Source organism: Vibrio sp. 10N.239.311.G01, from assembly GCF_041465805.1.
In the GTDB taxonomy this organism is placed as follows: domain Bacteria; phylum Pseudomonadota; class Gammaproteobacteria; order Enterobacterales; family Vibrionaceae; genus Vibrio; species Vibrio crassostreae_C.
This window is the reverse complement of record NZ_JBFSRM010000003.1, coordinates 273,367-286,681: the sequence shown is the minus strand read 5'-3', so window position 1 is coordinate 286,681 and position 13,315 is coordinate 273,367. Positions and strand designations below refer to the sequence as shown.

The 13,315-nt window shown below is 44.5% G+C and carries 10 protein-coding genes and 1 pseudogene; 7 read left to right on the top strand and 4 right to left on the bottom strand.

Annotated features, from left to right (window positions below; all coding sequences use genetic code 11):
- From AB6D06_RS04135 to AB6D06_RS04125, 3 genes and pseudogenes are all read left to right on the top strand, one after another.
- Positions 1–201 (top strand): annotated as a pseudogene (locus AB6D06_RS04135) (hypothetical protein); the annotation flags it as partial.
- 21 nt (positions 202–222) lie between these two features.
- Positions 223–1,347, top strand: a complete 1,125-nt coding sequence (locus AB6D06_RS04130) for an efflux RND transporter periplasmic adaptor subunit (protein WP_017059405.1) — start codon at positions 223–225, stop codon at positions 1,345–1,347.
- A 10-nt stretch (positions 1,348–1,357) separates the two neighbouring features.
- Positions 1,358–4,450, top strand: a complete 3,093-nt coding sequence (locus tag AB6D06_RS04125; protein ID WP_017063268.1) for an efflux RND transporter permease subunit — start codon at positions 1,358–1,360, stop codon at positions 4,448–4,450.
- A gap of 84 nt (positions 4,451–4,534) precedes the next feature.
- On the opposite strand, the gene AB6D06_RS04120 is transcribed toward AB6D06_RS04125, so the two are convergent.
- On the bottom strand, positions 4,535–5,824 hold the full coding sequence (locus tag AB6D06_RS04120) for a peptidoglycan DD-metalloendopeptidase family protein (RefSeq protein ID WP_065584911.1): 1,290 nt from the start codon (positions 5,822–5,824) through the stop codon (positions 4,535–4,537).
- 129 nt (positions 5,825–5,953) lie between these two features.
- Between AB6D06_RS04120 and tyrS the strand changes: the two genes are divergently transcribed.
- Both tyrS and AB6D06_RS04110 read left to right on the top strand, forming a co-directional pair.
- The gene (tyrS, locus tag AB6D06_RS04115; RefSeq protein ID WP_372109947.1) at positions 5,954–7,141 is read left to right on the top strand and encodes a tyrosine--tRNA ligase; all 1,188 of its coding nucleotides are present in this window, start codon (positions 5,954–5,956) and stop codon (positions 7,139–7,141) included.
- A 437-nt stretch (positions 7,142–7,578) separates the two neighbouring features.
- On the top strand, positions 7,579–8,424 hold the full coding sequence (locus tag AB6D06_RS04110) for a magnesium transporter (RefSeq protein WP_017059400.1): 846 nt from the start codon (positions 7,579–7,581) through the stop codon (positions 8,422–8,424).
- Positions 8,425–8,549: 125 nt separating this feature from the next.
- Here the strand turns inward: AB6D06_RS04110 and dacB are convergent, their stop codons facing one another.
- On the bottom strand, positions 8,550–9,983 hold the full coding sequence (dacB, locus tag AB6D06_RS04105; RefSeq protein ID WP_372109946.1) for a serine-type D-Ala-D-Ala carboxypeptidase: 1,434 nt from the start codon (positions 9,981–9,983) through the stop codon (positions 8,550–8,552).
- A 111-nt stretch (positions 9,984–10,094) separates the two neighbouring features.
- On the bottom strand, positions 10,095–11,159 hold the full coding sequence (locus tag AB6D06_RS04100; RefSeq protein WP_102428939.1) for a porin: 1,065 nt from the start codon (positions 11,157–11,159) through the stop codon (positions 10,095–10,097).
- A 513-nt stretch (positions 11,160–11,672) separates the two neighbouring features.
- Between AB6D06_RS04100 and greA the strand changes: the two genes are divergently transcribed.
- Positions 11,673–12,146, top strand: a complete 474-nt coding sequence (gene greA, locus AB6D06_RS04095) for a transcription elongation factor GreA (protein WP_017059397.1) — start codon at positions 11,673–11,675, stop codon at positions 12,144–12,146.
- 125 nt (positions 12,147–12,271) lie between these two features.
- Here the strand turns inward: greA and yhbY are convergent, their stop codons facing one another.
- Positions 12,272–12,568: a ribosome assembly RNA-binding protein YhbY gene (gene yhbY / locus AB6D06_RS04090; RefSeq protein ID WP_004738252.1), complete on the bottom strand. Its 297-nt coding sequence runs from the start codon at positions 12,566–12,568 to the stop codon at positions 12,272–12,274.
- Between the two features lie 114 nt (positions 12,569–12,682).
- Between yhbY and rlmE the strand changes: the two genes are divergently transcribed.
- Positions 12,683–13,312 carry a 23S rRNA (uridine(2552)-2'-O)-methyltransferase RlmE gene (gene rlmE / locus AB6D06_RS04085; protein ID WP_017059396.1) on the top strand — a complete coding sequence of 210 codons (630 nt, stop codon included), beginning with the start codon at positions 12,683–12,685 and terminating at the stop codon, positions 13,310–13,312.
- Positions 13,313–13,315: the final 3 nt, after the last annotated feature.

Sequence of the window (13,315 nt, the reverse complement as noted above, 5' to 3'; positions counted from 1 at the left end):
GCACGTACGGTTCTTAGAGGGGCGGCACTTGGTAACAAGTGTCGTCTACTCGACAAAGCATTCCTCTCATTTTTAGTACACGGCATATTTTTTAAACTGTCGATAGCGTCCAACTTCGTTGAGGATTGGTCTGTTAAGGTTACCTTTGTGCATAAGGAAGTTGCACATCACGCTATTAAGCCAACTAGCGCGCCTGAATGACATCGGACAAAAGGATTTGTTATGCCCACTCTATTTTCTAACTCACCACTTTTTCAGAAATTGAAGCAGCCGTGGCTGGTTTCTCTGACTCTAGTCGTGTTGTTGTCGATCTGGCTTGGTTTAGGCGTAGGGCAAGCAGAAGAGTCGCCTGAGAAAAAAGCAACAGAAATTCCGCTGGCTAAGGTTTCCTTTCAAACCTTCACCTCATCACCGACCTTTAAAACGATTGATCTCTATGGAAGAACGGCGCCCGATAGGCATGCTCGTCTAGGTGCAGAAGTCGCGGGTAAGATTGTCAGATTGAATGTTGTTAAGGGGGGGATGGTTAAAGCAGGACAAGCCATTGCCCAGATAGATAAGGGTGATTTAGAGATTCAACTAGAGCGAGCATCTGCGTTATATCGCTTGAAGCAGAAAGAGTTCAAAGCGGCGCAGTCACTGAAGAAAAGAGGACTGCAAGGTGAAATCGCCTACACCACAGCTGAGGCTTCATTAACAGAAGCAAAAGCCATGATGCGCAATGCGGAATTGGCTTTAAAGAATACTGTCATTACTTCGCCTTTTTCGGGTGTGGTTCAAGATTTGATGGTGGAGCTCGGTGATTTCGTTAGTGTTGGCGATCCTGTTGCTGGCGTGATTGACCTCGATCCTTTGGTTATTGAGGCGGATGTCAGTGAGCGTCATATCCAACATTTGCTAGTCAATCAATCTGCTTTGGTTCGTTTGTTAGGGCGAGAAGAAGCGGAAGGCCGTTTACGCTATGTTTCTCGTATCTCTTCTGTTGCTACTAATACCTTCCCAATCGAGATAGAAATCGATAACTCTAAAGGCCTATTACCAGCAGGTGTCAGTGCCGAAGTTAAACTCAACCTAGAAACAAGAGATGCAATAAAGATAACACCGGCGATGCTAGCATTGGATGAGGCGGGTAACCTAGGGGTCAAAACCTTGGTTTCAGTCGATGACTCACCAACGGTGAAGTTTGTAGGCATTCAGCTAGTAAAGGCCGAACAAGATGGAGTTTGGCTCACAGGACTTGGACAACGCGTCGATATCATCACAGTAGGCCAAGGGTTTGTGCGTGATGGTGATTCGGTGATTGCTGTTGAGCAAGTCGCTGAACTCTCTAACGTAACCGCAGAGTAGGAGATAACCGATGTATTCAATTATTGATGCAGCCTTGTCTCGTGCTCGAACAATGCTCTCCCTTTTAGCGTTAATCCTTGTAGCCGGTGTCGTCACCTATATCACGATACCTAAGGAATCGAGCCCAGACATTACCATCCCAATTATCTATGTTTCGGTCGGGCACCAAGGGATCTCGCCAACGGATGCAGAACGTTTATTGGTTCGACCTATTGAGCAAGAGCTGAGGTCGATTGAAGGCGTAAAAGAGATGACAGCAACCGCAGCAGAAGGGCATGCCTCTGTTGTGTTGGAGTTTAATGTTGGCGTCGATCTCACCAAAGCAATGGCCGATGTGCGTGACGCGGTTGATCTGGCTAAACCAAAACTACCAGAAGACAGTGACGAACCGACCGTAAATGAGGTGACGCTGGCTTCTGAGCAACCTGTTTTGTCTGTTGTGCTATTCGGTACCGTTCCTGAGCGCACCATAGTGCAAATTGCCCGAGAGCTTGGAGACAAATTAGAAAGCTATCGCCAAATCCTTGAAGTCGATATTGCGGGCGATCGCGCTGACATCGTCGAGATCATTGTCGATCCGTTATTGATGGAGAGCTACAGCTTAGATCAAGCGGATATCTATAATCTGATCGCTCTGAACAATCGAGTAGTGGCCGCAGGTTTTGTTGATACTGGCTACGGACGTTTTTCTGTCAAAGTCCCTTCGGTATTTAACTCCTTAAAAGACGTGCTTGAGTTGCCTATTAAAGTGGATGGCAAGCAGGTGGTCACTTTTGGCGATGTCGCTACGGTTCGTCGAGCGTTTCGAGATCCTGAAAGTTTTGCTCGTTTAGATGGCAAATCTGCGGTGGTGTTGGATATCAAGAAGCGTGCAGGTGAGAACATCATCGAAACCGTTGAGCTAGTCAAAGCGGTAATGGCTGGTGCTCAGCAGCAAGCGGAATGGCCAAATAACCTGTTGGTCAAATACACCTGGGATGAATCTAAAGATGTGAAGATCATGCTTAATGATCTGCAAAACAATATCTTATCCGCCATTATTCTGGTGGTGATCGTTATCATCGCGATTCTTGGTGTGCGTACCGCTTTGTTAGTGGGTATTTCCATTCCAGGCTCATTCCTAACCGGGTTATTGGTTCTTTCGGTGTTTGGCTTAACCGTCAACATCGTAGTGCTGTTCTCTCTGATTATGGCGGTGGGGATGCTAGTAGACGGTGCGATTGTGGTGACCGAATTTGCAGACAGGCGAATGCAAGAGGGTGAAGGGCGCAAAGCCGCTTACCGAGATGCAGCGAAACGGATGGCGTGGCCGATAACCGCATCGACTGCCACAACCTTAGCCGCATTTGCTCCGTTACTGTTTTGGCCTGATGTGACGGGCGAATTTATGAAGTTCTTACCACTAACTCTGATCGCGACTTTAACTGCATCATTGATCATGGCGTTGTTGTTTGTGCCCGTGCTGGGCGGTTTGATTGGCAAACCTCAATACGTATCGTCTAAAAGCCAAGCTCGAATGGTCGCACTGCATAATGGTGACTTTTCACAGGCTACTGGTTTAACCAAGGCTTACTACCACACGCTTTCTTTAGCGATTAAACACCCCTTTAAGATTTTGTTCAGTGCGGCACTGCTCGCGGTTGCAGTTGGTTTTACTTATTCAAAAGCGGGTCTAGGTGCAGAGTTCTTCCCAGAAGTTGATCCGCCATTCTTTAATGTCAAAGTTCGCTCGCATGGGGATCTGTCTATCCAAGAAAAGGATGACATCATGCGTGATATTGAACTGATGATGCTCAATCATGATGAGTTCGATACCGTTTACACGCGTACTGGTGGTGACGACCAGATTGGTTTGATCTCAATTACGCCTGTTGACTGGCAATATCGACGCAGCGTTAAGGCGATTATTGATGAGTTGAAGGTACAAACCGATCAATACGCTGGTGTTGAGATTGAATATAAGTTCCCTGATGCTGGGCCTCCGGTTGAAAATGACTTAGTGATTGAGCTGTCGGCAAGAACTCCAGAGCAGCTCAATCAGGCTGCAAAAATTGTGAGAGGTTGGGCTGATGGAAATAAAGCACTGACCAATATCAGCGATACTGCGAGTAAAGATGGCATCGATTGGAAGGTGGATATTCGCCGCGACGATGCTGCGCGCTTTGCAGCTGATGCGACCTTAGTGGGTAATACCGTTCAATTCGTGACTAATGGTCTCAAGATTGGTGATTATCTGCCCGATGACTCTTCAGAAGAGGTCGATATCTTGGTGCGCTACCCTAATGATAAGCGTGATATCGGGCGCTTCGACCAGCTTAGGGTGAAAACGCCAGCAGGTTTAGTACCTATTACTAATTTCGCTCAGATCGTTCCCGACCATAAGCAAGACACCATTAAACGCCTTGATGGCAAGCGTGTGGTGAACATCATGGCGGATATGGAAGAAGGGTATAACCTTGCTCTCGAACTACCAAAGATCGAACAAGCATTGAGTGAGCTAGGGCTGCCGAGTAGCGTGGAATTTCGCATCCGTGGTCAAAACGAAGAACAAGAAAACTCGTCAGCCTTTTTACAAAGTGCTTTCTTGGTTGCTTTGGCGGTAATGGCTTTGATTCTGATTACTCAGTTCAATAGCTTCTATCAAGCGTTTTTGATTCTGAGTGCTGTATTGTTTTCGACCGTTGGCGTGTTCGTTGGCTTACTGATCTTCCAACGTCCGTTTGGCATTGTGATGTCGGGAATTGGGGTAATAGCGCTCGCCGGCATAGTCGTGAACAACAACATCGTGTTGATTGATACTTATAATCAGCTCATCAAAAGAGGCTTGGACAAGCGAGATGCGATTCTAAGAACCGGTGTTCAGCGTTTAAGGCCAGTAATGCTCACGACGGTTACGACTATCTTAGGTTTAATGCCGATGGTGTTAGAGATGAACATCGACCTGATTAATCAAAAGATAGAGTTTGGCGCGCCAAGTACACAATGGTGGTCACAGCTTGCGACCGCTATTGCTGGTGGTTTGGCGTTTGCCACGGTGCTGACTTTAGTATTAACCCCTTGTTTGTTAATGCTTGGACGGAACAACAAACCTGAAAAACAGTAGCTAGTTGTGGTATGTGAGCATAAAAAAGAGCGCCTTGATGGGCGCTCTTTGCATTTTTCTATTTTGCAGTGAAGCTACAAACGCCTAGTTAGTCGCTAGTAACTGACCGTATCGCTCAAGGTTTCTTAATCGAATCTCTGAGTTGGCAATAAAGGTTGCTTTTGCTTTACCAGTTAACGACTTGGATTGAGGCAATTTCACGGTACGCGCATTTTTATGTACGCCATTAACCAAGAATTCATAATGTAAGTGCGGGCCAGTCACACGGCCTGTACCGCCCAAAGTACCAATGGTTTGGCCTTGTTTTACGCGCTGACCGGTTTTCACCATACGTCGCTTCATGTGCAGGTACTTGGTGATGTAGGTGTTGCTGTGGCGGATGAACACGTAGTTACCATTGAATTGGTTGTAACCTGACTTCTGAACAATACCGTCACCGGCTGCCCAGATAGGCGTGCCAACAGGGGCTGCGTAGTCAGTACCGCGGTGAGCTCGAATCTTACCGGTTACTGGGTGTCTCCTGGTAGGGTTAAAGTTCGATGTTACGCGACGAAAATCAATTGGTGAGCGCAAGAACGCCTTCTTCATCGCACGACCATTTTCATCGAAGTAGTTGCCGCTTTTATCATCCAATACCGCGGTAAATGAATCGCCTTGGTTTTTGAATACGGCTGCCATGATCTTACCGCGACCAACTACTTCACCTTCAACCACTTTCTCTTGGTATAAGATTTTGAAGCTGTCGTTCTTACGAATATCTAACGCAAAGTCGATATCCCAACCGAAGATGCCGGCCAGTTCCATAATTTGGTTTGCGGTTAAACCTGCGCTGACGCCAGCGTTCCAGAAGTTAGAGGTGATGTTGGCTTCGGCATAATTGTATTGGTATACCACTTCTTTTTTGTCGAAACTTGATGAGAAAGAATCGCCAGATTTAGTGATCTTGAAGCTTTCAAACGCACTAAGTTGTCGTTTTAACTGAATAAGGTCGTTGTTTTCATCAAAGCCGAACTGCAAGACATCACCAGGTCTTAGGTTAGACAGCTGCTTCTTAATATCATTATTGGTATTGAGTAGTGTGATCAGCAGACGGTATGAGAGGCCAATACGTTCAAATAAAACAGAGGTGCTTTCGCCAGAGCGAACGGTGTATTTCTCCCAATTGAGCACTGCCGTCGGTGGAGCGTCACTTGAGCTAATAAGTGCAGAGGCATTGATAGTCAGTGGGTAATGTTTTCCCACAACTAAAGCGCCCGAATCGTCACGCAAACTGTTGACGTCGGGGAGTAAGAAAATCGCGACGAAAATTATGGCACTAAAAAATGCGATAAAAGCCCGGTGCAAAATAGGAAGGCGTGCAAAAATAGACAACATGTTCCGGTTCGTTCTGTAAATATTATGAAAATCGACGACGGAATAGTGTAACTGGTTTCAAAATACATCGCTATTCAAGTAAGATGTCTAATTAATGTATTTTTGCCAAATCTGTGGGAGTGAACAAGAATGGCGAGTATTGAAGCTGCACTAGCCGAGATCAAACGTGGCGTAGAAGAACTGATTCCAGAAGACGAACTGATTGCAAAACTAAAAGAAGGTCGTCCTTTACGCATTAAGCTGGGTGCCGATCCAACAGCTCCAGATATCCACCTAGGCCATACGGTTATCTTTAACAAGCTTCGTGCTTTCCAAGAGCTTGGTCATGAAGTGACATTCCTTATCGGTGATTTCACTGCAATGGTTGGTGACCCATCAGGTAAAAACTCAACACGTCCACCGCTAAGCCGCGAAGACGTATTGAAGAATGCTGAAACTTACAAAGAGCAAGTATTCAAGATTCTAGATCCTGCGAAGACGCAAATTCGTTTCAACTCTGAATGGCTATCTGAGCTTGGCGCTGAAGGCATGATTCGTCTTGCTTCTAACCAAACTGTTGCTCGTATGCTTGAGCGTGATGACTTCAAAAAGCGTTACGCTGGTGGTCAACCGATCGCTATCCACGAATTCATGTACCCACTTCTACAAGGTCACGACTCTGTTGCACTAGAGAGCGATGTTGAGCTTGGCGGTACTGACCAGAAGTTTAACCTGCTAATGGGCCGTGAACTGCAAAAAGCAGCAGGTCAAAAACCACAAGCGGTACTGATGATGCCACTACTTGTTGGTCTAGACGGCGTTAAGAAGATGTCTAAGTCTGCACACAACTACATCGGTATTAGCGAAGCACCAAGCGAAATGTTTGGTAAGATCATGTCTATCTCTGACGATCTAATGTGGAGCTACTACGAGCTACTTTCTTTCCGTCCACTTGAAGAAGTGGCAGAGCTGAAAGCTGGTGTTGAAGCGGGTAAAAACCCACGTGACGTTAAAGTACTTCTGGCTAAAGAGATCATTGCTCGTTTCCACAGTGAAGCAGATGCTGATGCAGCAGAGCAAGAGTTCGTTAACCGCTTTGCTAAAAACCAAGTTCCTGATGAAATGCCGGAATTTGAATTCGAAGCAGGCCTGCCAATTGCGAACGTTCTAAAAGAAGCGGGTCTTGTAAACTCGACTTCTGATGCGATGCGTATGATCAAGCAAGGCGCGGCTAAGCTTGAAGGCGAGAAGATTGAAGACAGCAAATTCGTACCTGAAGCAGGTACTGCGGTTTACCAAGTAGGTAAGCGTAAGTTTGCTCGTATTACTATTAAGTAATAATGCACATCAATAATTGAACTAAAGGCATCCACGGATGCCTTTTTTATTGACCCCTATTTATTGACAGGAATTTGACGAAGTTTTTGAACGGCTATTGCTACACTATGCGCGCTGTCATATTGACAGTAATTTTGGAGATTTTTATGAACAATACCGACCATCCTCCTAGTTTGAATGGAGAAGAATAACCTGTCTCGGTATTGATCTATTGTCCTGCCGTTCAGGTAGGGTATCTTTGTTTTCCCTTCATTCTTTTCCACACTCTAGATTCTAACAAGTAGACACACCAGTGCTTTAAGCTCTTGGTGCGCTCAGTTATATGCTTTAGGTATCGAGTTCTACGCTCTTGGTGTACACCGCTTTATGTTTGTGAAGTACTTACTGTAGGCTACTTGTTTTGATGGTCGTTACCTTTGCCAATCGGGAGATTCGCCATGACGGTAATGAACAACACTTTTTTATCTATTGAAGCTCTGTACTCAGAGCAAGACATCCAAGCTGTATCGAATGCATTTCAGCAATACGGGCGTGAGCAGCAAGTTAGGCTTCTCAACTGTATGCCGCTTGAAGATGCAGTACTTGTATTAGGGCAATGCTCTCTAAGTACGATTCAAGCTCTACTTAGTGAGTTAGAGGAGCAAGGCTTTGAAAAGCGTTCGCGACATCTAGCTCACCAACTAGGGCTAATCTATTCAGAGGTTGAGCCTCAACAGGGTTACCTTTCTACAGGTGTATTAAGCCATGTTAGACAGCGTATCGGTTGGATTATTGCGCTGGCACTGCTAGGTATCGTTTCTGGTCTTATCATCGCTCAGTACGAAGATATCCTTAGCCAACTGGTACTGCTAGCTATCTATATGCCAGTTATCGCTGCAGCGGGAGGTAACACGGGAACACAAGCCGCTACTTTGGTGATTAGAGCCTTAGCCACTGGTGAATTGAAAAAACGTCAGTGGGCCAATGTTCTATGGAAAGAGTTTAGAGTGGCTATTTGTTTAGCACTGGCGATTGCCGCGGTAATGATTGGACGTATCTTGCTGTTCAGTGAAAACCAGTCTACTGGTGGTTACGACATTAACATGATTGCCTTTGCTATCGCTGTTGCTCTGTTTATTCAGGTGACAATATCGACGGTTCTTGGCGGCGGGTTGCCTATCGTGGCTCGTTTGTTCAAGTTGGACCCTGCAGTGCTAGTGAGCCCAGTGCTTGCTTCCATAGTTGATATCTCAGGAATGTGGATCTACTTCACTGTGGTTAACTCATTCCTCGGTATCGCTTAGCTCCTATAAAAATAGGCACCTATAAAAATAGCTAAATACATCTGAGAAACAAAAATGGCGCTGCAGATTGAAGGTCTTCAGCGCCATTTTTATTGTTTGAGTAGAAGTTTACACAGAGCCAAACATTACTTCGATTTGCTTTGTGTTTGACTGAACTCAACTACATCTTTGTAGAAAGCACGCTCAAACTGGGTGATAGGTGCTTCCACTGGTTTGTCTGGATCTTGTTCTTCAGGGAAGTAATCACGAACAAACTGCACAAACAGAGAGTTTGGTTTTCCCGCTTTATCTAATCCGTATCCCGCCATGTTGTAACTGCCGTATAGAGAACCACTCTTGGCGATAATGTTGCCTTGAATCGGTGCTTTTCTCATGCTCTGACGGTATTTGAGCGTTCCATCAGTGCCAGATGTAGGCATAGCCTCAATCAGGCTGAGCTGTTGATCGTTTTCCCAGATATAACGAAGCACTTGAGCCATGGTCTGTGACCTCATTCGGTTATTTCTGGATAACCCTGAACCATCGACGAGCTGCGCTTTACTCAGGTCAATATTAGCCTTGGTCAGTAATATCTGTTTTATCGCTTCAGTACCGTTATTGAAGCTACCCGGTTGAACATAAAATGTCGCTCCTAGCGTTTTAGTTAGATTATCTGCGATAAGGTTATCCGACTTCTTGAGCATGATATCGAGCAGTTCAGGAAGCTTTTCTGAGTTGTGACTAGCGACTAACGTGGTTTTGTCTGCTTTCGCTTTTTTACCAATAATCACATCACCTTTTACTTCTATTTTCAGTTCTTTGAGAAGCGATGTCACGACTTGATAGGTGTAAAGTTCTGGATTTTGAATCGCGAACTTGAGTGGCAGTGGCTTTTTACGCTCAACCAAGCAACCAGAGAGCTTGTAAGCGTTATCTGGAGTGGTAATGAGCTCTAAGTCGCATTGTGTCGCCTTCTGCCCAGAGCGAGTTACCGTGGCAGCGGTGGTCGTCACGTCTATCGGATAGTGAGCGGGAATATAAACGCGAGTGCTGCCATTACCTTTTGTATAAATAGAGGCTTGTGCGCAGTTGCTGTCCAAGGTCATTGCACTAGAAGGCGCGCTGTAACAAACGCCTAAAATGTCCCAAGGCCAACCCACCGCGCGTTGATAGCCCGTATAAGTCGAGTTATCGAGATACAGGTTACCGTTAATGGTTTTAGATTGTGATTTAGTATATTGAGCTAAAAGCCTTTTTAACTGCTCTCTTTGTAGCGTCGGGTCGCCGCTGAATGAGAGCACAACATCTTTATTAGAACGAGCAATGCTAGTCGTATAGTGAAAGTCATCCCCTAATTCCAACTTCGCTGCTAAAGCTGTGACCAGCTTTAAAGTACTGGCGGGAGGGTAGAAGCCATCACTGTTGGAATTCATTTTGTATGAATCGCCTCTCAGGGATTCCAAAATTACACTGGTGCTACTGCCATCAGGCAGTTTATCTAGAGGGGGGTAAGCGAAAGCGTTAACTGAGAAAGCGCTAATGGAAAAACTACATACAAGTAGTGTGGATAGAAGGCGCATAGAAGATTTCTTGGATGGCTGATGTTTTCAGTATACAGATATAAAAAACGCCCGCTAGATAGCGGGCGTTTTGATTCTCAATTAACTAATTAATCAATTAGATAATCAGAATTAGAAGTCGTAACGTAGACCTAGAGCGATTTCGTCTTCAGCGTCAGCTTTAGATGCATTACCGTTTACTAGAGATGTACCGCCGATCTTGTCACCTTCAGAAATTAGGTTGAAGTTGTACGAGATGTACGTGCGGAAGTTAGGCTTGAAGTAGTAAGTTGCATCGATTGCAACGTTATCTGCAGAAGTCTCATCGTTAGTTTCTGCGTTGTTGTACGTTAGAGTAAACGCAGTTTTATCTAGCGTGTACGCAGTTGCAAATTCGTAACCTGTGTAATCTACAGTACGGCGTAGAGTGTCAGCTTCTTTCTCACCGTCAGTGAATACACCTGCAAAGTATAGAGCTTCAGTGCGGAAAGATGCCGCTAGCATGTATTCGTTGTCTAGGTCTTGATCAGCGTAACCCGCACCTAGCTTGAAGCCAGAATCGCCGATTGCGTAGATACCAGATAGAGAGTAACCATCTTCACCGTTGTCGTCGTAACCACTGTCAGTTGCTGAATCTGTACGATCTGCAAAGCGGTAGCTTGCTTTTACGCTTAGGTCTTGGAATTGACCTTTGTAAGAAAGCATGTTGTCTGTACGGTCTGCTGCTGCAAGTTTGTCTGCTGCGGAATTACCGTGGTAAGACATGATATCAGTGAAGTCTGTGATAACGCCTAGAGCGCCGTCGTTCTTACCGTATGTCACTTCTCCGAATGTACCGCCGATACCAGCGTAAGCGTAACGGTTGTCTAAACTGTCTACCGTAACTTTTTCGCCAGATGTATTTAGTACAGTTTCTGGGTTAGAAACGAATTCGCCTTCGTAGAAACCAACGCCGTATAGGCCATCTTGGATTTCAACTTTACCTAGGAAGTTTAGACGTACACGAGAGTTGTCTTGTGCTTTGCCATCTTTTAGAGATAGACGAGCTTCCGCACGACCACCGATTTCTAGAGAAGTGCCGTTTGAGCTGTATACAGATGTACCTTCGATACCACCAGCTTGTTTACCGTCCGCTGCCACTGCGTTAGTAGCAAGAGCTGCAGCAGATACAGCAAGCGCGATCATAGTCTTGTTCATGTTATTATTTCCTAATTACTGTCCATAGAAGTTTTATCAAGGATTTGAACCCTTTTGTGTATTGCCTGTATTAATCAGGCTTCATAATCATGATTAGAACAGAAGTCTGAAAAATGCCAGTGCAATCCATGGGTTACTTTTTACCTCTAAAGTTCCATGGTCAGTTAGTAAAATGATATAAAACTAAAAAATGAACACTGTTTTATTATATCTCTTGTTGATTAAGTATTTGTTTTAAAGTGATTTTTATAAAAGTGTGATCTGTGTTTATTTTGTTTGTTTTTTGTTTTTTTAGGTATTTAATTCTCAACTTATTGATGGGGAGGTTATTATTCATTTTTGTGATGTCTGTAATTTAGACCTAGATAAAGCTTTTATAACGCAAAGTGGAATAAAGGTGATTTAGCCATAAAGTTTGTTTACACTAAGCCAAATCGTTTTGTTTCTATCACCCAATAAATACGTTGGGTGTATTTATGTTGGCTAAAGAAAGCTTTGGCATAGAGGTAAAAAATGGAAAAGGTTCCAATGACAGTACGTGGCGCTCAGCAGCTACGTGATGAATTAGATCGCCTACTTAAGCTACGCCCTGTTATCTCAGCAGCTATTGGTGAAGCACGTGAACTAGGTGACTTAAAAGAGAATGCTGAATACCACGCCGCTCGTGAAGAGCAGGGTATTTGTGAAGCTCAGATCCGTGATATTGAATATAAGCTATCACTGGCTCAGATCATCGATGTAACGCAAATGGATAATACGGGCAAGATTATCTTTGGTACGACAGTGACACTGATTGATGTGGATACCGATGATGAGTTCCGCTACCAAATCGTTTCAGAAGACGAAGCAGACATCAAAACGGGTCGCATTTCTGTGAAATCGCCAATTGCTCGCGGTCTTATCGGTAAAATGGAAGGCGACGAAGTCATGATCTCTACCCCTGGTGGTGACAAAGACTTCGAAATCGACAAAGTAGAATATATCTAATTGAATTTTCTTTGTTTCTGATAAGTAAAAAGGTCGCTAAATGCGACCTTTTTCGTTTCTCACGCTACACTAAAAGATAAGCGCTGTGGCTTCCTATTAGTGAAGTTAGCTTATATCAAACTCGCTTATTTACGTGGAATCTCGATTTTACGTGCTTCTGACTGGCGGAACAGTACTAGAACTTTACCGATAGTCTGTACTTTCTCAGCTTTAGTTTCACGTACAATTGCATCGATAATCAGTTGCTTAGTCTCACGGTCTTCTGATGCAACTTTAATCTTGATCAGTTCGTGGTGGTCTAGAGCTAATTCGATTTCCGCTAGAACAGCTTCAGTAAGTCCATTTGCGCCCATTAGCACAACAGGTTTTAAACTGTGAGCTAGGCCCTTTAGATGCTGCTTTTGTTTGGTACTTAGGTTCATTACGCGGCCAATTTTCTTTACTATTAGGGTTGAAAAAACCTATTTTAACGCCATCTAAAGCTGAAGACTATAATTTATTCGGCAATTAGTACTTTCCTCCACTTTAGGTATCCAATGAGCAAACAGAAACACTCGGCCAGTTCAGGCCGTTGGTTGAAGGAACACTTCGACGACAAGTACGCAAACGAAGCAAGAAAGAAAGGCTATCGCTCACGTGCTTATTTCAAAATGGAAGAGATTCAAACGAAAGATAAATTGCTGTCTCCTGGGATGACCATTGTGGATTTGGGTGCAGCACCTGGCGGTTGGTCTCAATATGCTGCTAAGATTGTTGGAGACAACGGACAAATCATTGCGTGTGACTTGTTACCAATGGATCCGATTGCTGGTGTTAGCTTTTTACAAGGCGATTTCCGCGAAGAAGCTGTGCTAGATGCCTTGTTGGAACGTATACAACCAAACATGGTTGATGTCGTGATGTCAGATATGGCACCTAATATAGCAGGCAACAATTCTGTGGATCAGCCAAGAGCTATGTATTTAGTTGAATTAGCTTTGGATATGTGTCGACAAGTTCTAGCTACCAATGGTAGTTTTGTTGTAAAAGTATTCCAAGGCGAAGGGTTTGACCAATACGTTAAGGACGTCCGCGAGATGTTTAAAACAGTAAAAGTTAGAAAACCCGACTCTTCTCGAGCTCGATCTCGTGAAGTGTTTATCGTAGCCACTGGTTACAAAGGTTAACGA